The 22,302-nt window shown below is 60.1% G+C and carries 23 protein-coding genes and 2 tRNA genes (1 of these 25 cut by a window edge); 15 read left to right on the forward strand and 10 right to left on the reverse strand.

Features of this window, described 5'->3' with window-relative positions:
- Positions 1 to 12: 12 nt before the first annotated feature.
- Positions 13 to 978, forward strand: a complete 966-nt coding sequence (locus RUI03_RS05720) for an acetyl-CoA carboxylase carboxyltransferase subunit alpha (RefSeq protein WP_317289327.1) — start codon at positions 13 to 15, stop codon at positions 976 to 978.
- A 4-nt stretch (positions 979 to 982) separates the two neighbouring features.
- On the opposite strand, the gene RUI03_RS05725 is transcribed toward RUI03_RS05720, so the two are convergent.
- From RUI03_RS05725 to mutL, 4 genes are all read right to left on the reverse strand, one after another.
- Positions 983 to 2,335 (reverse strand): putative O-glycosylation ligase, exosortase A system-associated, encoded by a 1,353-nt coding sequence (locus RUI03_RS05725; RefSeq protein ID WP_317289328.1) that lies wholly within the window; start codon positions 2,333 to 2,335, stop codon positions 983 to 985.
- A 90-nt stretch (positions 2,336 to 2,425) separates the two neighbouring features.
- Positions 2,426 to 2,899, reverse strand: coding sequence for a CC0125/CC1285 family lipoprotein (locus RUI03_RS05730; RefSeq protein ID WP_317289329.1), 474 nt, complete (start codon positions 2,897 to 2,899; stop codon positions 2,426 to 2,428).
- A gap of 102 nt (positions 2,900 to 3,001) precedes the next feature.
- Positions 3,002 to 3,685, reverse strand: a complete 684-nt coding sequence (locus RUI03_RS05735) for a MarC family protein (protein ID WP_317289330.1) — start codon at positions 3,683 to 3,685, stop codon at positions 3,002 to 3,004.
- A gap of 191 nt (positions 3,686 to 3,876) precedes the next feature.
- The gene (gene mutL, locus RUI03_RS05740; RefSeq protein ID WP_317289331.1) at positions 3,877 to 5,754 is read right to left on the reverse strand and encodes a DNA mismatch repair endonuclease MutL; all 1,878 of its coding nucleotides are present in this window, start codon (positions 5,752 to 5,754) and stop codon (positions 3,877 to 3,879) included.
- A gap of 237 nt (positions 5,755 to 5,991) precedes the next feature.
- On the opposite strand from mutL, the gene RUI03_RS05745 reads away from it, so the two are divergent.
- Positions 5,992 to 6,363, forward strand: coding sequence for a DUF1203 domain-containing protein (locus RUI03_RS05745; RefSeq protein WP_317289332.1), 372 nt, complete (start codon positions 5,992 to 5,994; stop codon positions 6,361 to 6,363).
- A gap of 86 nt (positions 6,364 to 6,449) precedes the next feature.
- Positions 6,450 to 6,695 carry an antibiotic biosynthesis monooxygenase family protein gene (locus RUI03_RS14735; protein WP_410795920.1) on the forward strand — a complete coding sequence of 82 codons (246 nt, stop codon included), beginning with the start codon at positions 6,450 to 6,452 and terminating at the stop codon, positions 6,693 to 6,695.
- Here RUI03_RS14735 and RUI03_RS05750 read toward each other — a convergent pair.
- Positions 6,593 to 6,841, reverse strand: a complete 249-nt coding sequence (locus RUI03_RS05750; protein ID WP_317289333.1) for a DUF2061 domain-containing protein — start codon at positions 6,839 to 6,841, stop codon at positions 6,593 to 6,595. The two genes, RUI03_RS14735 and RUI03_RS05750, sit on opposite strands and share 103 nt — an antisense overlap.
- Positions 6,842 to 7,115: 274 nt before the next feature.
- On the opposite strand from RUI03_RS05750, the gene RUI03_RS05755 reads away from it, so the two are divergent.
- A complete protein-coding gene (locus RUI03_RS05755; protein WP_317289334.1) occupies positions 7,116 to 7,406 on the forward strand; it encodes a hypothetical protein in 291 nt (96 codons plus the stop codon).
- A 181-nt stretch (positions 7,407 to 7,587) separates the two neighbouring features.
- Here RUI03_RS05755 and RUI03_RS05760 read toward each other — a convergent pair whose 3' ends face one another.
- Together RUI03_RS05760 and parE are read right to left on the reverse strand one after the other, a co-directional pair.
- Positions 7,588 to 8,649, reverse strand: coding sequence for a trifunctional transcriptional activator/DNA repair protein Ada/methylated-DNA--[protein]-cysteine S-methyltransferase (locus tag RUI03_RS05760; protein ID WP_317289335.1), 1,062 nt, complete (start codon positions 8,647 to 8,649; stop codon positions 7,588 to 7,590).
- 434 nt (positions 8,650 to 9,083) lie between these two features.
- On the reverse strand, positions 9,084 to 11,081 hold the full coding sequence (gene parE, locus RUI03_RS05765) for a DNA topoisomerase IV subunit B (RefSeq protein ID WP_317289336.1): 1,998 nt from the start codon (positions 11,079 to 11,081) through the stop codon (positions 9,084 to 9,086).
- 142 nt (positions 11,082 to 11,223) lie between these two features.
- Here parE and RUI03_RS05770 point away from each other — a divergent pair, with 142 nt between their 5' ends.
- On the forward strand, positions 11,224 to 11,667 hold the full coding sequence (locus tag RUI03_RS05770) for an SRPBCC family protein (RefSeq protein WP_317289337.1): 444 nt from the start codon (positions 11,224 to 11,226) through the stop codon (positions 11,665 to 11,667).
- A 10-nt stretch (positions 11,668 to 11,677) separates the two neighbouring features.
- Here RUI03_RS05770 and RUI03_RS05775 read toward each other — a convergent pair whose 3' ends face one another.
- The 3 genes from RUI03_RS05775 to sfsA all read right to left on the reverse strand — a co-directional run bounded on the left by RUI03_RS05775 (position 11,678) and on the right by sfsA (position 13,588).
- Positions 11,678 to 12,109: a hypothetical protein gene (locus RUI03_RS05775; protein ID WP_317289338.1), complete on the reverse strand. Its 432-nt coding sequence runs from the start codon at positions 12,107 to 12,109 to the stop codon at positions 11,678 to 11,680.
- A 68-nt stretch (positions 12,110 to 12,177) separates the two neighbouring features.
- Complete coding sequence (locus tag RUI03_RS05780; protein WP_317289339.1) at positions 12,178 to 12,822, reverse strand: transglycosylase SLT domain-containing protein; 645 nt, start codon at positions 12,820 to 12,822, stop codon at positions 12,178 to 12,180.
- Between the two features lie 52 nt (positions 12,823 to 12,874).
- Positions 12,875 to 13,588 (reverse strand): DNA/RNA nuclease SfsA, encoded by a 714-nt coding sequence (sfsA, locus tag RUI03_RS05785; protein WP_317289340.1) that lies wholly within the window; start codon positions 13,586 to 13,588, stop codon positions 12,875 to 12,877.
- Between the two features lie 43 nt (positions 13,589 to 13,631).
- Here sfsA and RUI03_RS05790 point away from each other — a divergent pair, with 43 nt between their 5' ends.
- The 10 genes from RUI03_RS05790 to RUI03_RS05835 form a co-directional block, all read left to right on the forward strand.
- Complete coding sequence (locus RUI03_RS05790; RefSeq protein ID WP_317289341.1) at positions 13,632 to 13,997, forward strand: DUF2809 domain-containing protein; 366 nt, start codon at positions 13,632 to 13,634, stop codon at positions 13,995 to 13,997.
- Between the two features lie 46 nt (positions 13,998 to 14,043).
- On the forward strand, positions 14,044 to 14,832 hold the full coding sequence (locus RUI03_RS05795) for a competence/damage-inducible protein A (protein ID WP_317289342.1): 789 nt from the start codon (positions 14,044 to 14,046) through the stop codon (positions 14,830 to 14,832).
- Positions 14,833 to 14,835: 3 nt separating this feature from the next.
- A complete protein-coding gene (locus RUI03_RS05800) occupies positions 14,836 to 16,197 on the forward strand; it encodes an L-serine ammonia-lyase (protein ID WP_317289343.1) in 1,362 nt (453 codons plus the stop codon).
- A gap of 62 nt (positions 16,198 to 16,259) precedes the next feature.
- Positions 16,260 to 16,344, forward strand: a tRNA-Leu gene (locus tag RUI03_RS05805).
- A gap of 188 nt (positions 16,345 to 16,532) precedes the next feature.
- Positions 16,533 to 17,711 carry an endo-1,4-beta-xylanase gene (locus tag RUI03_RS05810; protein ID WP_317289344.1) on the forward strand — a complete coding sequence of 393 codons (1,179 nt, stop codon included), beginning with the start codon at positions 16,533 to 16,535 and terminating at the stop codon, positions 17,709 to 17,711.
- A 114-nt stretch (positions 17,712 to 17,825) separates the two neighbouring features.
- The gene (locus RUI03_RS05815; RefSeq protein WP_317289345.1) at positions 17,826 to 19,052 is read left to right on the forward strand and encodes a glycosyltransferase family 4 protein; all 1,227 of its coding nucleotides are present in this window, start codon (positions 17,826 to 17,828) and stop codon (positions 19,050 to 19,052) included.
- On the forward strand, positions 19,049 to 20,242 hold the full coding sequence (locus RUI03_RS05820; protein ID WP_317289346.1) for a glycosyltransferase family 2 protein: 1,194 nt from the start codon (positions 19,049 to 19,051) through the stop codon (positions 20,240 to 20,242). Before RUI03_RS05815 ends, RUI03_RS05820 begins: the two co-directional genes overlap by 4 nt.
- A gap of 66 nt (positions 20,243 to 20,308) precedes the next feature.
- Positions 20,309 to 20,384, forward strand: a tRNA-Thr gene (locus tag RUI03_RS05825).
- 275 nt (positions 20,385 to 20,659) lie between these two features.
- Complete coding sequence (locus tag RUI03_RS05830; protein WP_317289347.1) at positions 20,660 to 21,592, forward strand: alpha/beta hydrolase; 933 nt, start codon at positions 20,660 to 20,662, stop codon at positions 21,590 to 21,592.
- Positions 21,593 to 21,734: 142 nt separating this feature from the next.
- On the forward strand, positions 21,735 to 22,302 hold the 5' portion of the coding sequence (locus RUI03_RS05835; protein WP_317289348.1) for a glycoside hydrolase family 43 protein. 455 nt of this gene lie beyond the right edge of the window; 568 of the gene's 1,023 nt are visible here — the first part of the coding sequence; the start codon lies at positions 21,735 to 21,737; its stop codon lies beyond the right edge, outside the window.

Genomic DNA, 22,302 nt, shown 5'->3' on the forward strand with positions numbered 1-22,302 from the left:
GAAAGTGATCCCATGCGCAGTTACCTTGAGTTTGAAAAGCCGATTGCTGAACTCGAAGGCCAGATCGACGAACTTCGAGCCCTGGAAGGCGAAGAAAAAGTCGGTGTGACCGAAGAGATCAACCGGATGCAGACCAAGGCCGACAAGCTGCTCGGCGAGACCTATGAGAACCTCTCACGCTGGCAGAAGACGCTCGTCGCGCGGCACGCCAGCCGCCCCCATTTCACGGACTGCGTCGACCAGCTGATGACGGAATTTACACCGCTCGCGGGTGATCGGTCCTACGGCGAGGACGCAGCCATTATCGGTGGTCCGGCGCGTTTTCGCGGTCGGTCCGTCATGGTGATGGGCCATGAAAAGGGTACAGATACCCAAAGCCGTGTGACCCACAATTTCGGCATGGCCCGGCCGGAAGGCTATCGCAAAGCGATTCGCCTCGTTGAGATGGCGGAGAAATTCGGCCTGCCCATCATCACGCTCGTTGATACCGCTGGCGCTTATCCTGGACTTGGCGCTGAAGAGCGCGGCCAGGCTGAGGCCATCGCGACGTCAACCGCACGGTTTCTGGACGCAGGCGTGCCCGTGATCAGCTGTATCGTGGGGGAGGGCGGCTCTGGCGGGGCCGTGGCGCTCGCAGCGGCGGACCGGGTCATGATGTTTGAGCACTCGGTCTATTCGGTCATTTCACCGGAAGGCTGCGCTTCGATCCTGTGGAAGGATTCAAAGGACGGTGGTCGCGCGGCTGAAGCTGCCGAGGCGATGAAGATCTCCGCCCAGGACCTTCTGGAGCTCGGCGTTATCGACACGATCATCCCAGAGCCAACGGGCGGTGCGCATCGCAATCCGCGCCAGGCGATTGAGAGCATGGGCGATGCGATTGACGTGTCCCTGAAAAACCTTGGTCATATGGATGCGGATGAACGTCGCCGCTCGCGCCGCCAGAAATTTCTCGCCATTGGTCGCGAAGGCCTGATCTGACCCCTCAGATCTGATTTTCTTTCACGACAGATTTATCAGCGACGCTTGGCGCACGGGCGCGAATACGCTCGCGCGCTGTCGCGGCCTGAGGGCGGTGCAGGCGATCGGTGAACCGTCCGGGGGCGGCTGGTTTGTCATTGCCCTCCACGCGGCCTAGGGCGCTGATCAGGGCAATGATGATCAGATAGCCGTCCCACATCTCCATGGAGACCGAGGCACCGCCAATTCCGAAGGTTATGATCGCCATCTGAGCGTATTTGCCGAAGGGCGAGCGCCAACTGCCTTCACCGGTGCTCGCATATCGGCGCTCCGCCTGTCCGGCCTTCAGAAAAGCCAGGCCGATAAAGCCCAGATAGAACAACAGGCCGATAAAGCCGGTCCCGCCCAGGACCTCAAAATAGATGGAGTGCGCCGCGCGCGCCGTATGGCCCGTGACGGTGTCGGCAATATCCTGCTCATAGGCGACCCGCAGGCCAGCGCCCGTCAGCGGATTGCGCTTTGCGAGCTCCCAGTTTGTCTCCCACGCTTCCACCCGCCCCATGAAGCTGGCGTCCTCATCGGCCTCAGTGATTGTCGACATGCGATCTGTGTAGTCATCAGGCAGGAACTGCACGCCGATGATCGCGACGACGACGGCGAGCGCGCCGGTGATGACCTTGTAGGATGATCGCAGCCACATCAGTCCTGCAAACACGATCAGGGCGATGAACGCTCCTCGTGACTGGGTTCCGATGATCCCGATAATGCTGAGGCCAAAGACCGCCCAGATGCCATAGCGGGTGATCGGCATGACCGCCTGTCGCGCCAGATAGAGAAACACGGGCAGCGTGGTCGCGAGCGCGATGCCCATATGGTTATTGTCGTAGAGGACCGTGCCGTCGATGCCGAACACCTGCCCGCGACCAAGGGTCGCCAACGTATAGGCCCCGGCCTTGGCCCCGAAAAATCCCATCACCAGAGCGAAAAGCCAAAGGAGGGCGTGGAAGCGCAGACGCGTCGTCACCACTGCCGAGCACAGTAGGGCGAAGATCATCACCTTGAAGAACAGATCGAAGGGATAGGCAGAGATCCCCGGCGCGATCGAGTTCAGCTGCGACATCCAGAGCCAGACGGCGAAACCTACCATCAGCCATGAAATACCGGACAGTCGCGCGCGCCAGAACTCACCGTGAAAGAAGAACGCGATGACCGTCAGGACGGCGATGTACATGTTCAGCGGATACTGGCTGGCCCAGTATGAGGCAGCCTGCGGTGTGGCGAGCGAAAACCACGCCCAGACCAGCAGTCCCACAAAGGGATAGCGGATGAGGGAGAGAAGGGCCGCCGCCAGAAATACCAGAAGAACGAGGTCGCGCATGGTGCCTTATCCGCAAGCGCCGTGCCGTAGCACGGCTGCCTTAGGAAAACGACAGGGGTCCAGTCCGACGCGACGGCAGATGGTCAGTTCTTAACCCCGATAGCCGATCTTCGCGCCGTATCGCCGGAATACATCTTCTATGCTGACGCCGTTTCGGGCGGCCGCTGTTTCGGCATCGGCCAGTTCAACGCGGACCTGAACCACGGGTGGTGCGTCCTGATTGGTGGTGAGCTTGCTGACTTGGCCATGCTGCACCGGTTGGCCGAAAGCGCCGGTAGAGCCATAGGTCTCCATGAAGGGCGCGTTGAGTGTCTCGGTCACGACGCGGTGGCCACTCGTCAGCTCAAGTATGATCAGATGCGTGTAGCCGTTCATGCGGGCGATCTCGGCGGCGCGGACCAGCGCGATGGCCCGGGCCGTTGGTTCCGTCGCGGCCCGTCCTTCGACCACATAGATACGCTCATCAATCTGTTCTTCGACATAGCCGTTGCCGCCATTGCTGGGGCCGTATGTTGAACAGGCTGCGGCCAGCAACACGACAAGGGCTGAAAGTAACTGGCGCATATGTTCCCCCGGATGTGCGTGAGCACATTCCTTTCAAGCCTCCATGCTATCAGCGTAGGTGGGCTAAGAACAGGCTAAGAAGCGAACCATGGCCCCTTGGCGTCAGTGGTTGATGCCCGCCACGGTGACGAGGCCGACGCGCTCCAGCACGCCGACGCGGACGCCGTCGAAAACATACTGCACAGCCAGCGCCATCAGCAGCATGCCGAGGAGGCGGGAGATGGTATTCATCCCCGTACGGCCCAGTGCATTGGCGATCTTTGACGAGAACATCATGATCACAATACCGATCCCCAGGGTAACAATCGTGGCGAGAATGACGGCGCCCTTGATGGTCCACTGCTCGCTCACGGGCAGCTCATGGCCCGGGTTCATCAGCAGCATGATGGTCGCGATGGCCCCAGGACCGGCCAGCATCGGAATGGCGAGTGGGAAGAACGCCACATTGTCCCGTGACGAGGCTTTCGGACCGGGCCGTTTGGCTTCCATTTCACTGTCCGGCTCGAAGAACATCCGGAAGCCGATCAGGAACAGGAGGATGCCGCCCGCAGCGCGGAAGGCGGCGATGTCGATGCCCAGATGTTTGAGGATCACGCCGCCGAAAAACCCGAAGGCGAGAATGACAGCCGCAGCGATACCGGCTGCCTGTATGGCGATTTTCGCCTGTGTCTTGTTGTCGTCGCCATGAGTTAGCGCGGCAAAAAGCGGTGCCACCATGATCGGATCGATCACGATGAACATGGTGACGAAGCTGGCGATAAACGTCGACAGGAAGCCGGTATCCATTGAAGGCCTTCAGGGGGTCAGATGAGTATAATCTGCTGGCCCATGAACCTGCGCAGAATGCCCGTCAACACCTTGCATGCAGTGCCGTAAAATTGCCTTTAGCTGATCCGGCGGTGGCAAACCTTGGCGGAAAATGCTGCGGCGATGGGCGCTGCTGAGCGGTTTCGGCCTGTTGGCGTGCTGCCGACCGGTCACCGGCGCCCGAACAGGCGCTCAATATCGGCAAGTTTCAACTCGACATAGGTGGGACGGCCGTGATTGCACTGGCCGGAATGGGGCGTTGCCTCCATCTGCCGGAGCAGGTGGTTCATTTCCTCTCCTGTAAGGCGCCGTCCCGCCCGGATCGAGCCGCGGCAGGCCATATTGCCCGCGATCTCGCCCAGCCGCTCCTTCAGGGCGAGGCCCTGGTCCAGATTGATGAGATCGGCGGCCAGGTCTCGGACCAGCCCCTTCACATCCCCCTGTCCAAAGAGGGTCGGCACCTCGCGCACCAGAATGGCGCCATCGCCGAAGCTTTCCAGATGAAGCCCCAGGGCCGCAAACTCCTCGGCCCGCTCGGTCAACGTTTCGACCTCATCTTGGGGAAGATCGACGACTTCAGGAATAAGCAGGCGCTGGGAGGGGATCGCCCCTTCTTCAAGATGGCGCTTCATGTCCTCATAGACGAGGCGCTCATGGGCGGCATGCTGATCGACAATGACGATGCCGTCGGTTGTCTGTGCCACGATATAGGTCTCGTGAAGCTGCGCCCGGGCGGCACCGAGGGGATAGGAGGGCGCGTCTTCTGCCGGTTCGGCTTGTGGGACATCAGCCCTCGCCGATGGAGCGATGGACTGTGCGCGGAAGGGGTTTGACTGTTCCCGCAAAACGGCCGCGTCAGGGCGGGCCGGCACGTAAGAGCGGTCGACGCTGGGGCGCGGTTCGGCCTGATAGGTGAATTCGCGATTGCGCTCAGGTGCCGCCTCAGGCTGGGCCCGGCCCAGCGCGTAACTGGCCACAGTGGTGGAGGCCCGGTGCCCGGCTTCTGACAGGGCATGACGCAGGCCCGAAACGATCAGACCGCGAATATGCGCACTGTCCCGGAATCGCACTTCGGATTTTGCGGGGTGTACGTTCACGTCGACGGCATCATAGGCAAGATCGAGAAACAGGACCACCTGCGGATGCCGGTCGCGGGCGAGGAAGTCTGCATAGGCACCGCGCAGGGCCCCCATTAGCAGGCGATCCTTCACCGGCCGTCCGTTCACGAACAGATATTGCCGGTCCGCCTGACCGCGGTTGAATGTCGGCACGCCCGCAAACCCGGTCAGATGAGCGTATTCACGCTCGGCATCGAGGGGCACGGCATTCTCCGCAAATTCGCCGCCCATGATCGCTGCCAAGCGCTGCAGATGCCCATCGGTCCCGGCAGGTTGCGCCTCATAGCGGAAGCGGCGGCGGCCATCGGCATCGAGGGCAAAACCGACATCGGGCCGCGCCATGGCCAGCGCCTTGATGGTCGCGGCGACAGCCATCGTCTCCGCCCGCTCACCTTTGAGGAATTTGAGTCGGGCTGGCGTTGCGTAAAAGAGGTCGCGCACTTCCACCCGCGTGCCATGGCCGGCAAGCGGGGCAGGCGTCGGCTCGGTCATGTCCCCGGCGTCACAGGCAATGCCCCAGGCATCGCTCCCTTCGACGCGAGACGTAATGGTCATCCGCGCCACCGAGCCGATCGAGGGCAGGGCTTCGCCCCGAAAGCCCATCGTCCCGATGTGCAGCAGATCGTAATCGCCTGCATCGTCCGGCTCGAGCTTGGAGGTGGCATGGCGTTCCAATGCAACGGGCAGGGCGTCGGGGCCCATGCCGCAGCCATTGTCGACCACGCGGATCAATGTGCGGCCCCCATCCTCAACGGTGACTGTGATGTCCGTCGCCCCGGCATCCAGTGCGTTTTCGACGAGCTCTTTCACGGCCGCTGCGGGCCGTTCGATCACTTCCCCGGCCGCAATTCGATTGACCGCAGCCGCTGGCAGCCTGCGGATGATACGCGGCGCGGTGGCGGGGAGGGCTCGGCGAGAAGACTGGGACACTGAAACTCGGGACCTTGGGAAGCGGATCGCTGCGTATAGCGGGAGTCGCCGGGATTGTCGCGGGGGGCGGGATGAACTGCCCGATTTGGGGCGCTCGGCCGTGTCCTTTGCGCCCATAGCGGTTGGGCAATCAAGGAGACCTTTCATGTCTTTTCAAGTTCATGCCCTCAGCCCAGATGCCTTCGCACACCTGTTCGACCTGTCAGACAGGATCTTGCGATCCAACAGGCCCGGTGGGTGAAGGCAAGCAGTTGCCCGGGTTTTCCATGTCGTATCAGTCTGGAGGATGCACCGATCGGCGAGGACGTTCTGCTGGTGAACTTCGAGCACCATGCCGTCATGTCGCCATATCGTTCGACGTATGCAATTTACGTCCGGCCCGATGTTCGGCAGGCCGCGCCCTATAAGAGTGCCTTGCCGCCGATCCTGTGGAACAGGCCGATTGCGATCAGAGCCTTCGACGCCGAAGGTATGCTGATCGGCGCTGATTTGGGGAAGAACGAGATGCTGCCTGAGAAAATTGACCGCCTGCTCGACGTCAAAGGCGCTCAGTACCTGCACCTGCATAATGCGATGCACGGCTGTTACGCGGCGAGCGTGATGCGATGAGTCCGGAGCCGCCTTATTATGCTGTTATCTTCACCTCTTCACGCCAGGGCGCCGGCCATGATGGCTACGGGGAGGCCGCGGCAGAGATGGAAAAACTGGCTGCCGAACAGCCAGGCTATCTGGGGCATGTGAGCGCGCGGGGCGCAGACGGCGTGGGCATCACCGTTTCTTACTGGAGAACGCGCGAGGATATTGCCGCGTTTCGAGCGGTCAAAGACCATTTGCGCGTTCAGGCTGCCGGGCGAGCGGGCTGGTACGACTGGTATGTCAGCGAATCAGCCTTGGTTGAGCGCGTGTCCCGTTTCGACGCGCGGTCCCAGGCCCGTTCATGAAACGTGTAAGCGATCGTCTGGACCAACGGCTCGACGAGCCCGATGGCCAGCGCGGCTTGCCAGCTGCGCGTGAGCGCATAGGCCACGGCGATGGCCACGGTCAGGTGCATCAGGGAGTAGGTCAGCGGTTTGAAACGACGGGACATAGAGCCTCACTTGCGAATGATTATCATTTACATTGGATGGCCCCTATCGACCAGTGGGCAGGATCCTGATTTTCTCAATTCTAATTATCGATAGAAACGATGGAGACGTCGAATGGATCCCGTAAATCCGATAAAAGATGAGCACCATGGCGCTGTTCTGGCACTCAACAACCAATTTCAGGTCGAAAAATCGCTTTGGATCTCGCGGCGTTGAAGGCCCAGCGGCCGCTTATGCCATCTGAGAGCGCCGCCCGCTGCGCGTTGGGGAGGTTTTATGGATGACGGTATGCAAATCTGGGCCGAGACAAAGGCCACGACCGACCTTCGACTAAGTGGGTTCACTGCCCATATTGCCGGAGGAAGCCGTGTTGAGGACGCTATAACCCGCCTACGGATCGTCTCGTTCCCGCCCGATACCGGCTTTTATCTCCTGTACTTTGACGAATGCGGGAATGAACTCACCGACACGCTCCACGAGACCCTGGCCGATGCGCTCGATCAGGCGAAGCGGGAGTTCGATATCGACCTCGCCGCGTGGGACTTCTTCGACCCGGTAAACTCATGAGCTACCAACATGCGACCCTCGGAATTTTCGAGGGCGCCTAGGGGAGCAGGTCGCCTGCTGTGAAATCAATTCTGACCCGCCTAATCCGGGCTCCGCAGCGTTTCACCGTCATATGGATTTTGAGGTCGTGGGCGAGGCCCTGCTGCCCAACGGTAAGACCGTCAGCTATCTGACGAAAACTCTACGCTGACGCGCCAGCATAGTGCCGCTCAAGTTCGATGAGCTTCTGCTTGCGCCAAAGACCGCCCGCATATCCCGTCAGTGAACCGTCCGCCCCGATGACCCGGTGGCACGGGATGAGAATGGCGATCTGGTTCGCCCCATTGGCGCGCGCCACGGCACGGGTCGCTGTCGGTTGGCCAATTGCCTTTGCAATATCGCCATAGGAGCGGGTCTGCCCTGCCGGAATCTCGCGCAGGGCGGACCAGACGCGCCTGGTAAAGGGCGTGCCGTGCATGGTCAGGGGCACATCGAACCGGGGACGCCGTCCGTCGAAAAAGCCTTCCAGCTGCTCCGTCACCTGATCAATAGGGGTGAAGCGACCAAGACCAAGCTGGCCTTTCGCGCCATCACGCAGTTTTTTCAGCTCCGCCGGCAGGCCCTTGCGGTCCATGAATTCCAGAAGGTGCAGGCTCGTCATATCGGCGACGGCCACCATCGGCCCGACCGGCGTTTCCACCAGATCCGCACGCAGATGCTCCTTGCCGGTAAAGCTCCCCGGCGCGACGCCGAGCAGCTTGGCAAAAGCCGTGCGGAAACCGCTGCCGGAGTCAAAGCCCGCCTCCAGCTGCGCCTGAATCACCGACTGGCCGTCTTTCAGGGCGAGGAACCCGTCCCGCAAACGATTTAGGCGCGCCATCTCAAGGAACGTGACACCGAACTGGCGCTTGAAGGCACGGCGTACCGTGGACGGATCAAATCCTCGGGTGATCACATCTCCCTCTGACCAGCGATGATCAGGCGCAGCGTGCAGCGCCGTGAGGAGGTTCGCGATCATCGGGTCCGCTTCGGCTGCGGGGCCCAACGGGCTACATCGTTTGCACGGGCGGAAGCCCGCCTCAATGCATTGGCCGATTGTCGGAAAGAACTGGCAGTTCTCACGCAACGGCTTTCGCGCCGGGCAGGTCAGGCGGCAGAAGATACCGGTGGAGGTCACGCCGACGAAATAGCGCCCCTCGTACTGGCCATCCCGGGCCACCAGTGCGTCATAGAGCGCGTCTTCATTGATCGCATCGAACATCATGGGAGAGGTCTAGCAGATGGCACGGACGCCGCGCGCCTCATTTCGGGCAGGTATTCTTGGACAACGTGATTTCTCAGAGGTTGTCTGTATAACTGTGTTCAGGGATTGCTGAGGAGGTGAAGATTGAGATTAGCTATAGTAATTTTTGTGACGTTGGCATCGTGCACAAATCAAGTTCCGAACGATATCGTTTTCACTCTCTATCGCGACAGCCCTTACCTTTCGGCGACGTTGGGGCAAGATATGGAGTCAAAGTGGAATCGAGTTCATATAGCAACGTTTGATGCCGCTGGCATGGATGGCAACTACAATAAATCTCACTGTGAGCGAGTCCGAGATTTTTATTCCAACGAGTGGCGAGCCAATTCAGCTGAGAAACCAGAACATTGGGCGAGATTTTGGTGTGAGAGTGGACGCTATCTTGCTCACACTCCCTAGACATCCAACTCTTCAACAAAGGCCGCGTTTTCCTGAATGAACTGAAAGCGCGGTTCCGCCTTTTTGCCCATCAGGCGTTCAAACAGGTCGTTGACGTCCGGTACTTCATCCGGGGGCAGATAGACCCGGGCGAGGGTGCGCGTGGCCGGGTTCATGGTGGTGTCTTTCAAGTCCGCGGCGTTCATTTCACCAAGACCCTTGAACCGGCCTATATCGACCTTGCCCGTGCCTTTGAATTCGGATTTCAGCTTCTTCTCGCGGTCAGCCTCGTCAATGGCGTAAACGGTCTTGCCGCTTTGGGTCATGCGGAAAAGGGGCGGCTGGGCCATATAGAGGTGACCGCCGGAGATCAGCCCCGGCATGGAAATATGGAAGAAAGTGATGAGCAGGGCGGCGATATGCGCGCCGTCCACGTCAGCATCGGTCATGATGATGACTTTTTCATACCGCAGGTCTTCGACGTCAAATTTTGACCCAAGGCCGACGCCCAGTGCCATGGAAATGTCGGTGATTTCCTGATTGGCGGAAATCTTGTCGCGGGTTGAGGAAGCAACGTTGAGGATCTTGCCGCGCAGGGGCAGGATCGCCTGCTTCTCCCTGTTGCGGGCCTGTTTCGCGCTGCCGCCAGCAGAATCGCCCTCGACCAGAAAAATCTCCGTGCCCGTCCGGTCTTTCGCGGAACAGTCTGCCAGCTTGCCGGGCAGGCGCAGTTTTTTCATGGCGGAGGCGCGCTGGACATCTTTATCCTTGCGGCGGCGGATCCGCTCATCGGCGCGGTCGACAACCCATTCCAGCAGTTTGTCCGCCTGCTTCGCATTGCCTGCGAGCCAGTGATCGAATGCCGGGCGGATTGCCGCCTCGGTCAGTTTCTGCGCTTCAAGGGTCGCAAGCTTGTCTTTGGTCTGGCCTTGGAACTCAGGGTTGGAGACAAAGACGGAGAGGAGGGCGCCGGCCGTGCCCAGCACATCCTCTGCCGTAATATTCGCCGCCTTCTTGTTGTTCACCAGTTCCGCATAGCCGCGGAGGCCCTTAGTCAGCGCCGCGCGCAGGCCCTGTTCGTGGGTGCCGCCTTCTGGGGTCGGGATGGTGTTACAATAGGAATTGGTGAAACCGTCCGCATCCTGACCAGCGGGGGAGATAAATCCGGCCGCGCCCCACGCGACGGCCCATTCCACCGTGCCGTGACCGGCCTCTTTTTCGATCCGGCCGGAGAAAATGTCCTCCGTTACCTGCGGCTTTTCCTTTACCACATGTTTGAGGTAGTCGGAGAGACCATTGCGGAACTGCAGGACTTCCTTTTCAGGGGTCTTGTCACCTTCCTTGATGAGCGACGGATCGCACGCCCAGCGGATCTCGACACCGCCAAAGAGATAGGCCTTTGACCGCGCCATGCGGAACAGGCGCGCTGGCTTGAACGCCGCGCCTTTCCCGAAAATCTCAGGGTCAGGATGAAAAGTGACGCTGGTGCCGCGCTTGTTGGGCGCATCCCCGACTTTTTTCAGGGGCGAGGTCGGCAGGCCACGGGAATAGGTCTGGCGGTACAGCGTCTTGTTCCGCGCCACCTCGACCGTCAGGTCGTCGGACAGCGCGTTGACGACGGAAATGCCGACACCGTGCAGACCGCCCGATGTGGCGTAGGCCTTGTTCGTGAACTTGCCGCCGGAGTGCAGGGTGGTGAGAATGACTTCGAGCGCCGATTTGGTCTTGAACTTCGGGTGCTTGTCGACCGGAATGCCGCGCCCATTGTCGAAGACGGTGAGATGGCCATTGGCGTCCAGTGTCACTTCGATCCGCGTGGCGTGTCCGGCCACGGCCTCGTCCATGGCGTTGTCCAGCACTTCGGCGAAGAGGTGGTGCAGCGCCCGTTCATCCGTGCCGCCGATATACATGCCGGGGCGTTTGCGCACCGGCTCAAGCCCTTCCAGAACTTCGATATCCTTCGCGGAATAATCGTTGTCAGAAAAAAGATCGGCTTTTTTGGGTGAGCGAGACATCTGCCCTCGGAACGAAGAGTGAACGGGAGTAAGCACGTGGTTACCCTGTTCGCTCTGAGCCGCCAAGGGGCAAGGGCAATCGCGCTTTCCCCAATGGGTTTGCACGCTAGTTTGTTGTTGATTCAGACTGGAGAGCTTCGACGTGAAATATACCCGTGACATCATCATCGACCGGCCGAGGGCCGAGGTTGTTGCCCTGTTCGATAACCCGTCCGTGCTGGCAGAGTGGCAGCAGGGCTTTGTCAGCATGTCGCCGCTATCCGGCGATGTGCAGGGTGAGGGCCGCCAGTCCCACCTCGTCTATGACATGGGCAAGCGGCGCATCGAGATGGTGGAAACAGTGGTGGAGCACGACCTGCCTTATCGCGTGGTCGCGACCTACGAGACAGCGGGCGTCTGGAACCGGGTCGAAAACCATTTCGAAGAAATTGAACCGACCAAGACCCGATGGTTGAGCCACGTCGAATTCCGGTTCGACAACTTCATGATGAAGCTGATGGGCTCACTCATGCCGAAGATGTTCCAGAAGCAGACCGAGACCTACATGAAGGATTTCAAGGCGTTCGTTGAGAAACGAGCGGCCTGAAGCATTTCACCTAGCGTGGTCGGGACCGAGGCGGCTCGCGCCTGTAGGTATCACGCCGCCGAACGCGCTCATCTGATACCAGAAGCTGGCTCGGCCGCGGGTTTGGCGGCGCTTTGGCATCGCCGCCGCCGCCATCGCTGCTACCGCCCCCTGAGCCGGTGCCGCTATCGGAGGATGCATCCCCATTCTCATGGGGATCGGTCTCTCGCATCGGTTTGGACAGTTTTTCCGGCAAAACTTCCTGGGCCTTGTCGAACACCATGTCGACGCGCCGAAATTTCGCGCGCGCCCAGGACAGGGCCTGCCGCACTCTCTTGTTGGATGCGACGAGCAATGCGATCCCCAGCACAATGCAGATCAGGCCGATAGGCAGGGGCAGGAAGACGGTGATGAGACCGACCAGGAACAGGGTAATGCCCAGAAACGTGAAGATGATGCTCATGGTGCCGGTCCCTTTCCGCTCCCACTGTGACCGCTGAGGCCGCTGGGATCAAGCGATGGGTCGCGGCACTAGATTCCCGGAATGAAAGGAATGCCGCGACGGAATTTCTTTTCACATTGAGAAAGCTGCGCATCGTAGGTGCGGTAAATCCAGTCAACGCGTGCTGCGGCGTCCTTGACGCCCGGCTTTCCTTCGAAGGTACCGCGCAGAAAGCCTGCCGGTCCCTCATGATAGGCGAGGTACTGACGATAAGCGTCGTCTTGGGCGATGCCGGTCATATTGCTGGTGCGCGCGACGTACCAAGCCACAAACTGGGCCGCGTCGTCGAACTTGTCCCGCTCTGCGCTGCGGCGACCGGTCTCGTTCTTGAAGACTTCCCAGGTCGTATCCAGCGCCTGTGAGTAACCGCGAGCCGAGGACAGCCGCTTGCCCGGAAAAACGAAAAGAAAGCGGCCACGCGGCGGCTTGGCATTATGACGGAAGCTCGATTCCTGCCGGATGATGGCCAGTTGCAGCGCCTTCGGCGTACCGAACTCTTTCTCGGCCGCATGGGTCGCGCGGTACCAGCTGCGCCGGTCCTTGAAGATCTCGCACACATCACCGATGCGGTCAGGGGGCGTCGTGCTGCAGCCCGACACAATGATCAGGCAAAATACGGTCAGTAATCGGATCAAAACGGCTGGTCCATCCACGCTGTCAGTCTGGCCAGACATACTGACCTATTACAAGGCCTTGTTCTCTAACTTACATTAATGACCATTCGGTTCAGACGATGACGGGAATGGGACCGCGGACGGTGATTTCTTCGGGCGAGATGTCGCAGTCATAGGCCAAAACCTCGACCCCTTGTTCCATGGCTTCGGTCAGACCGGCGGCATAGGCGGGGTCAAGGTCGGCCGCCGCGCTGAAGCCGGTGGCATCGGTTCGTTGAACGATGAACAGAAGAACAGCGCGGTCCCCGGCGGCGACCCGGCTGCTGAGCTCCCGTAGATGTTTTGCGCCTCGCGTGGTCACACAGTCCGGAAACTCCGTGATGCCGTCATCGCGACGCAGGAGGTGGCAGTTCTTCACCTCCACCCAGGTCGGGGGTGATGTCTCCAGCAGGATGTCGATACGGGATTTCTCCTCGCCATAGCGGACCTCGCGGCGCAACGGGGCGGCTGCATCGAGTTCCCCAATCAATCCCGCAGAGATCGCCTCTTCGGCCAGACGGTTGGGCAGATTGGTATTGATGCCCACCAGTGTCGGGCCATCGGGACCGGGGCATTCCACGATTTCCAGCGTGTAGGGCAGCTTGCGGTTCTTGTTGGAGGAGAGCGACAGCCAGCAGCGGGCCCCTGTCGGGGCGACGCCCAGCATGGCACCGGGATTGGGGCAGTGAACGGTCGTCTCGGTCCCATCGGGGAATTGAACATCCGCGAGAAAGCGTTTGTAACGTCGCAGAAGGATGGCAGGCTGGAGCGGGGCGGAGAACTTCATGGGGCCCGCCTAGACAATGTCGCTGATGGGGAAAAGGCGCGCTATGGCCAAACGTTTTCGGATCAAACGACTGACCATCGCGGCGGTCCTGTTCGTCGTTCTTGTGGTCATCGCACTATTTGTTCGTGATCCGATCGTACGTCCCTATCTGGGCGATGTGCTGGTGGTCATCTTCCTGCATTTTCTTCTGCGCGGTCTTTTCCGGGTGGGCCGCCTTGTCAGCGTGCTTGGTGTTTTTGCGTTGGCCGTCATCATCGAGGGGGCGCAGGCGCTCCGGGTCATCGAATGGCTGCATTTGGCTGATGTCCCCGTGGCCCGGGTGGTTTTCGGGACAACAGCTGAATGGCGCGACGTGGCCATGTATGGCGCGGGCGCCATTCTGGCTTATGTCCTTGATCAGGACCGTTGAGCTGACGGACCATTTGCCCCTTGCGCGTATTCGTTTACGAGGAGCCATGAGCGAAACACAGCCCCCCCAAAGACCAGGCGCCGCCATGTTGGCGATTGGCGATGAACTGCTGAACGGCCGTACCCGTGACGCCAATATCCACTTTCTCGCCGGGTGGCTGGACCGCCGGGGCGTGGCCCTGCGCGAAGTGCGAATTGTGCCCGATGAACAGGACATGATTGTCGCAGCGCTGAATGAGCTCCGCCGACGCTATGACGCTGTCTTCACCTCGGGCGGGATTGGCCCGACCCATGACGACATTACCGCCGATGCGATCGGCGCAGCCTTTGGCGTCGACGTCGATGTTCGTGATGACACGCTCAGCATTCTGAAGGAATGGTACGATCGTAAGGGCGAAACCGTGACCGATGCGCGCCGCCGGATGGCACGGGTGCCGGAGGGCGCACGCCTGATCGAGAATGTTGTCTCGGGCGCACCGGGCTTCGCGCTAGAGAATGTCTATGTGATGGCCGGTGTGCCGAAGATTTTCTCAGCCATGCTGGAATCGCTCGACGGTGAAATCGTCCGTGGGCCAATCTATACGGCCTATACCGTTGCTGGCGCCTGTCAGGAAAGCCAGATCGCAGAAGGGCTACAGGCGCTGGAAACGGCGTTGAAGGGTCTGAAGATCGGCAGCTATCCGGGCAAATCCGGCACATCCGGTCGCCTCGCGGTGGTGTGCAAGGCGTTCGATGCCTCGCTGGCGCGCCAGGCGGCCGTTGCCGTGGAGGGCCTGTTTCGGGCACAAGGTGTTTCGCCCGAAATGTTTGAGGGCTTTGGCCCGGAACAGGAATAGGTCATGCTGAGCGTTCTCGACATTTTCAAGATCGGCATTGGGCCTTCAAGCTCCCATACATTGGGTCCGATGAAGATTGCCAAGCGGTTCCTTGATGAGGCGCAGGCCGCCGGGGCTCTCGAGAGCGCAGACCGCGTACAATGCGACCTTTACGGCTCACTCGCCCTGACAGGTGTCGGTCACGGTACGGATCGTGCCTCGATACTCGGGCTGCTCCAGCAGGAAGCAGAAACGATTGATACGAGCCGCGTCGAAGAGATGGTGCAGGCGGTTTACGACACCAAGACGATCAAGGTCGGCAGCAAGACGCTGAATTTTGATCCGAAGGCGGATATTCGGTTTGCTCCGCCCGGGGATGTGCCTGACGCTCATCCGAACGGCATGCGACTGTCGCTCCTGAATGCCGATGGGGAAGTTATTTTCTCGCAGGTCTATTATTCCGTTGGCGGCGGATTTACGCGGCGCGATGATGAAATGGGCGTCACCGACGATAATGGCGTTGAGGCACCATTTGCATTTGGCTCCGGCGCAGAGCTCCTGGCCATTGCCAAACGCGAAAACATGTCGATTGCCGACATTGTCATGGCCAATGAGAATGCCTTTCGGCCGGAGGAAGAAACGACTGCAGGGCTGCGCGCGATCTGGGATGTCATGGCGGCGTGCATGGACAGGGGCCTGTCCCAGCACGGTATCTTGCCCGGCGGTCTTGACGTGGCCCGGCGTGCTCCTGGCCTGCACGACAAGCTCCGCCGCTCTGTCGCCAATGAGCGTGAGGCCTTGTTTGACTGGCTGAACGTCTTTGCCATGGCGGTGAACGAGGAAAATGCCGCAGGCGGACAGGTCGTCACCAGCCCGACCAATGGCGCGGCGGGGATCATCCCGGCGGTCATCCGTTTTTACTGTGCCATGGACGGCCTGACCGAAATGGCGCGAGTGAACACCTTCCTTCTCACCGCTGGCGGCATTGCCATGCTGTACAAACAGAAAGCATCAATTTCCGGCGCTGAAATGGGGTGCCAGGGGGAGGTCGGCGTTGCCTGCTCCATGGCCGCAGCAGGATTGGCTGCGATCTGGGACGGTACGCCGGTGCAGATTGCCCGGGCCGCCGAAATCGGGATGGAACACAATCTGGGCCTGACCTGTGATCCGGTGGGCGGTCTGGTGCAGATCCCCTGTATTGAGCGCAATGCCATCGGCGCGGTGAAGGCGGTCAACGCCGCCCGCCTTGCCCTGCAATGCGAGGGGACGCCGCGGGTCAGTCTCGACCAGGTGATTGAAACCATGCGCCAGACGGGCAACGACATGAACTCGAAATACAAGGAGACGTCCGAGGGCGGCCTTGCGGTCAATGTCGTCGCCTGCTGAGCCTAGCCGATAACTGACGGCTTGCGTCTATGGACGCAGCGCGGTCTAAAGCGTTTTCTGCTGCGGGCGTGGTGGAATGGTAGACACACAAGACTTAAAATCTTGAGGCCTTTGGCCGTGCCGGTTCGAGTCCGGCCGCCCGTACCAACATTCCGATCCGAACTCGAAGACGTGTTGCAATCGGTCTCATTTGCGCTGCAACATCAATATCTTAGCCCATTTGTCTCAATTAGTGACACTGTGGTAGCGGTACCACTTGCCGTCCCACCGATTGCGCCATAGCGTTTTGCCCAATGAGTGAGCGCAAATGTTCACCACGACAGGGAGGATGTGACATGGCTTGGTCACGACGTGAGATGCTGCTGATGGGGGCTGGCGCAACGCTGGCCGCTTGTGGAGGCGGCGGTGGGAGTAGCACGACCACTGTGCCGCCCGTGGTCACACCGCCATCGACGGGGACGCCGCCTGCACCCGTGACACCACTCAAGACGCTGGCTGGGGACAAGGGCTTCAGGTTCGGCACAGCCATCGGGACCGGCACAAACAGTCCGTTCAATGACAATAACTATCTTGAGCTGGTAAAGGAGCAGTGCTCCATCGCCGTGGCGGAGAACGACATGAAATGGCAGGCCCTTCGGCCCAGCCCGACCACGTTTGATTTTTCCGCCGCCGATGCGCTTGTCCAATTTGGGGCCGACAACAGCGTGACTTTCCGTGGTCATGTCCTGCTGTGGGAAGTGGCAGAGCGCTATCCGGGCTGGTTTGATACCTATGACTTTGGTGCGAACCCCGCAGCCGAGGCAGAGCGCATGCTAACCCAGCACATCAACACCGTGTGCGGACACTTTGCGTCCTCGATCAGTTCATGGGATGTGATCAACGAACTGGTCGACAATTCGACAGGTGATTATCGTGTCACCCCGTTCAATCAGCGCCTTGGTGTGGATAATACTGTCGATCTCGCCTTCGCTACGGCTCGCGCCGCCCTGCCGGACGGGCAGCTGGTCTATAATGATTTCATGGACTGGGGGAGCGGCGATGGCCCTCAGCGCCACCGGGACGGAGTGCTCAGACTACTGGACGGCATGATGACCCGCGGCACGCCCATCGATGCCCTTGGGGTCCAGGGCCACATCTATCTGGGCAGCAATGGCTCGAGCCCTCGAGATGAGGCCGCTTGGCGTAGTTTCCTTGATGATGTCACCGGGATGGGCCTGAAAGTGCTGATCACCGAGCTTGATGTGAATGACGGTGCCGTGCCGGGCACCAATGACTATCGAGATAGCAAGGTGGCCGACGCAACGCGCCAGTTCCTGGACATCATGTTCGAATACACTGAAGTCGAAGACGTACTGTGCTGGGGCCTGGTCGACCAGTATAGTTGGCTGCAATATGTCAATCCGCGGTCAGATGGTCTGGCCAAGCGGCCGCTGCCCTTTGACAACAGCTACGAGCCCAAGCCGATGCGCGACGCCATCGCCGAGGCATTTGAGGCGGCCACAGCGCGCGCCTGATCCGGTCGCGCACTATCGTGGCGAATCGGGCAGCCTGTCATCGATCCAGTTTGGTGTAGAAAATGCACGACGCGTTCTGTACGCCAGCCCAAACCGATGACAGGCCCCCACTGCATGAAAGTCGCATACCTGATTAACCAGTACCCCTCGGTCAGTCACACCTTTATTCGTCGTGAAATCAATGCCCTGGAACGCCAGGATATCGAGGTGGAGCGCTACGCCATTCGGGTACCGCCGCAGGTCACGGATTCTGCTGCAGACGCCGCGGAAGAAAAGCGGACGCGGCGTATTCTGGGGGGCGGGAAGGGGCCGCTGATCAAATCGGCACTCGCCACGCTCCTCAAATCGCCCGGTGGCACTCTGTCATCGCTGGCGCGGGCGTTGAAAATGGGGGCGAAGTCCGAGAGCGGCCTGGTCAGGCACCTCTTTTACTGGGGCGAGGCGCTGGTCGTCGCGGACTGGCTGAGGCGCGACAAGGTTCACCACATACACGCCCATTTCGGGACAAATTCCGCGACCGTCGCCATGCTGGCAGCACCGCTGGCCGACGCATCCTACTCGATCACAATCCACGGTCCCGAGGAATTCGACAAGCCAGCGCTGATCCACCTGCCTGACAAGATCGAAGGCAGTGCGTTTGTCGCTGGGGTCAGCTCCTACGGCTCCAGTCAGCTGCGGCGGCTCGTGCCCTATGAGCTATGGGACAAGATCAAGGTCGTCCATTGCGGCATTTCCCGGCAGTATTATGCGGGTGTAGAGAGCAAATCATACGACAATCGGACCTTCGTCTCTGTCGGTCGGTTAAGCGAGCAGAAGGGGCAGGCCACCCTGATTGAAGCGGCTGGCATCCTAAAACGCGCCGGCCATGACTTCCACATCCGCCTCGTGGGCGATGGCGACCTTCGGGCCGTGCTGGAAAAACAGATCCGGGCCGAAGGGCTGGAACAGTACATCATGCTCGTCGGCTGGGCGTCACCGAAAAAGGTGAAGGAAGAAGTCCTCGCAGCCCGGGCGTTTCTGCTGCCAAGCTATGCGGAGGGCCTGCCGGTTTCCATCATGGAGGCCCTGGCCCTGAAGACGCCTGTCATCACGACCTATGTCGCGGGCATTCCCGAACTGGTGAAGGACGGCATCAATGGCTGGCTCACACCGGCAGCAGACGCAGCGGCCTTGGCCGAAGCGATGCAGGCCGCGCTCGAAACCGATCCGACGACCCTGGAAATGATGGGGGCTGATGGTCGCAGCCGCATTACCGAACGTCACGACGTGGACCGGGAGGCTGAGAAGCTGGCGGACTATTTTGGTGACGCCCTTCGTTCTCGCGGAAAGGCCGCACAATGATTATTACGACCCTTTACGTCATTCTCGTCATTGTGACATTGGTTCTGGCTGTACTCGCGGGTGTTCTTCTGGCCGAAGTGCTGGCGGGCCTGTCCCGGCCCCGCACGGAACCTGTCGCTTCGGGCGAGATGGACCGCGCAGCGGTGGCGCTGATCGTTCCTGCCCACAACGAGGAATCAGTGATCGCGCCGACCCTTGCCAATCTGAAAGAGCAGTTGCGCGAGGGCGACCGGCTCGTGGTCGTGGCCGATAACTGCACCGACAATACGGCCGCCATGGCCCGGCAGCTCGGCGCGATTGTCCTTGAGCGGACGGATGAAAAGCGTCGCGGCAAAGGCTATGCGCTGCAGCACGGCCTTGACTACCTCAAGACCGATCCGCCGACGACGGTGGTTTTTGTGGATGCTGACTGCGTCTGTGCACCGGGGACGATCGATCAGGTGGCAAGCGTGTGTGAGGAAACCGGGCACCCGGCCCAGGCCATGTATCTGATGGACCCGGCGCCTGACGGTGGAGCCAAGTCGGCCGTCTCGGCGTTTGCATGGCGGTTCATGAACAAGACCCGGATGTGGGGGCTGCAGCGCCTGGGCGGTCTGACCCGCGTGACCGGGGCAGGCTTTGCCATTCCATGGCCCATCGCGCGCGAGCTGGCGCTTGGCTCAGGAGAAATCGTCGAAGATCTCGCGCTGACCGTCGCCCTCGCCAAAAAGGGGGAAGCGCCCCAGTTGGTGGGCAATGCGCTGATCAGCAGCCAATTTCCGTCAGAGGACCGCGCCGCCGCGCTTCAGCACGCACGGTGGGAGCACGGCTCCTTGCGACTTGCCGGCGTGCGCGCGTTGCCATTATTTCTGCGCGGCGTGATCGGCCGCAACCGCCAGGCCGCCATGCTTGGGCTCGATATCGCTGCCCCGCCACTGGCCCTGTTTGTGGCATCGCTTATGGTGTTTGGCCTGATCGCCATCGTCTTCGCGCTATTTGGCAAAGGGCTGGCCTTCACGCTCACGCTTCTAGCCGGGCTGATGTTCGGCACGGCGATTATTGTGGGATGGTTCAAGGACGGCAGAGACGTCCTGCCGGTCCGGATGCTGGGGGAGGTTGTGCCCTATGTTCTCGCCAAAACCCGTGTCTATAATCGCGATGCCCGCAAATCGACCAAGACTTGGACGCGCACCGACCGGGACGGTGGATGAGGGGCGCATGATCTCTCGCAAAAGCGTATTGACCTGCGCACGAACCTTGAGTACCGAAGCCGTCCTGCCCCTATAGCTCAGCTGGTAGAGCAACTGATTTGTAATCAGTAGGTCGTTCGTTCGAATCGGACTGGGGGCACCACTTCTCAAACTGTCGTCGTCTGTGTGCCGCTGAAATCCGGCGCGTCGGTTTGACGGTTTATCTGGCTTTGACCAGAAGGGCCTTCTTGTTTGATGGCTGGCCGATAATGATCATCAAATGTTCATTCGATGATCCCTCCTGAATTATGGCAACGTTTGCATAACAATAATCGTTCGAATTGAGCATTTGAGCGGGCTTGAGCGTTGCACGCTGAATTGACCGTCTTTTGACTGAACCCTACTCTCTTCCAAAATAATCTGGAGGAACGTTACGTGATGTCGTTGTTTTCTCGGCGGGGTTTGGCCGTCTGCTCAGTTGTTTCGGTCTTGACCGCGTCCGCCTTTGCGCAGGACGGCAAGATGTACCCGATGGAAGCGCCGGCGGAGCCCAATGCAATTCAGCTCAATACGGGCGGGGTCGAAAATCAGCCTGCATCCGAGAGCTGGTTCCGGCAGTGGGGCGACCCCATGGCACGTAACATTACCGAGGCCACGCTCACGCCGTTTTTGCCGGACGCCGACAAGGCGACGGGGGCGGCGGTCATCGTCGCGCCGGGTGGTGGCTTCATGTGGCTTTCCATGGGCAATGAGGGCTGGGAGGTCGCGGAAGCGCTGAATGAGCGCGGCGTTGCTGCCTTTGTCCTGAAGTATCGCCTTCAGCCAACGGCCGATTCCCTCGAGGCTTTCGAGGGACAGATGAACCGCCGCTTCGAAGAGGCCGACACCAATACGGATGACGCTGACACTCCGCCGCCAAGACCGCGGTGGGATCTGTCGAACCAGCTTGAGGATGCTGAGGCGGCCTATCGGATGATCGTGGAGCGTGCCGACGAATGGAATGTCGATGTCGACCGGATCGGCATGATGGGCTTTTCCGCCGGTGCGGGCCTGACCATGGAAACGACGCTTAAATCTGACGTGGCAGAGCTGGCGTTCATCGCGCCGATCTATGGAGGGATGGGGCCGGTTGATGTGCCTGCCGATGCGCCGCCCATGTTTGCCGCCATTGCGACGGACGATTTCCTGTTCAACGGTGAGTTCGGTGTGATCAAGTCCTGGTACGATGCCAAACGGCCGGTTGAACTGCATCTCTACCAGAATGGTGGGCATGGCTTCGGTCTTGGCAATCCTGACCGGACGAGCAATCAGTGGTTCGACGCATTCATGCATTGGGTCGAAGTCAATGGCTGGCTTGAGCCTGGCAACTGATCCTGCTGTTCTCTCTTGACGCGGTCGGTGTTGGAGCGTTTCGCTCAGTGTACCGCCGACCGTTTCCCGCGTGACCCCGGCCATCTCGTTTCAAGATACGCTCGGGTGCCAACATCATCCGTCATTCCATTGGAGACTGCTTATGCAGCGTAGTACTTTCGCGACTTTTTTCAGTTCTGTCTGCCTGCTCTCTCTCGGTTCAGCTTTTGCCGCAGACGAAAAACCGTTGGACGATGCCGCCAAGACGCCAGGCACCAATCCGATCTTTACCGATCGTTTTACGGCGGATCCAGCGCCCCTGGTGCATGATGGTCGTGTCTATCTTTACGTCGGCCATGATGAGGCCGGACCCAATGAAATGTTCCGGATCACGGAATGGCTCGCCTACTCATCTGACGACATGAAAAACTGGACGTCACACGGACCAGTGATGCGGCCTACTGATTTCTCCTGGGCTATCCGCGATGCGTGGGCGTCAGAAGTCGAAGAGAAAGATGGGAAGTTCTATCTCTACACGACGGTGGAACACGACGAGACGGATCCGGGCAAAGCTATAGGCGTGGCCGTCTCTGATAGTCCCACGGGGCCGTTTGTTGATGCGCGCGGCAGTGCGCTGGTCAGCAACTCAATGACCAAACAGGCCAGCCACTCATGGGATGATATCGACCCAACGGTTTTTCAGGACGATGACGGGACGGCGTGGCTCTATT

Source organism: Parvularcula sp. LCG005, from assembly GCF_032930845.1.
Lineage (GTDB): Bacteria > Pseudomonadota > Alphaproteobacteria > Caulobacterales > Parvularculaceae > Parvularcula.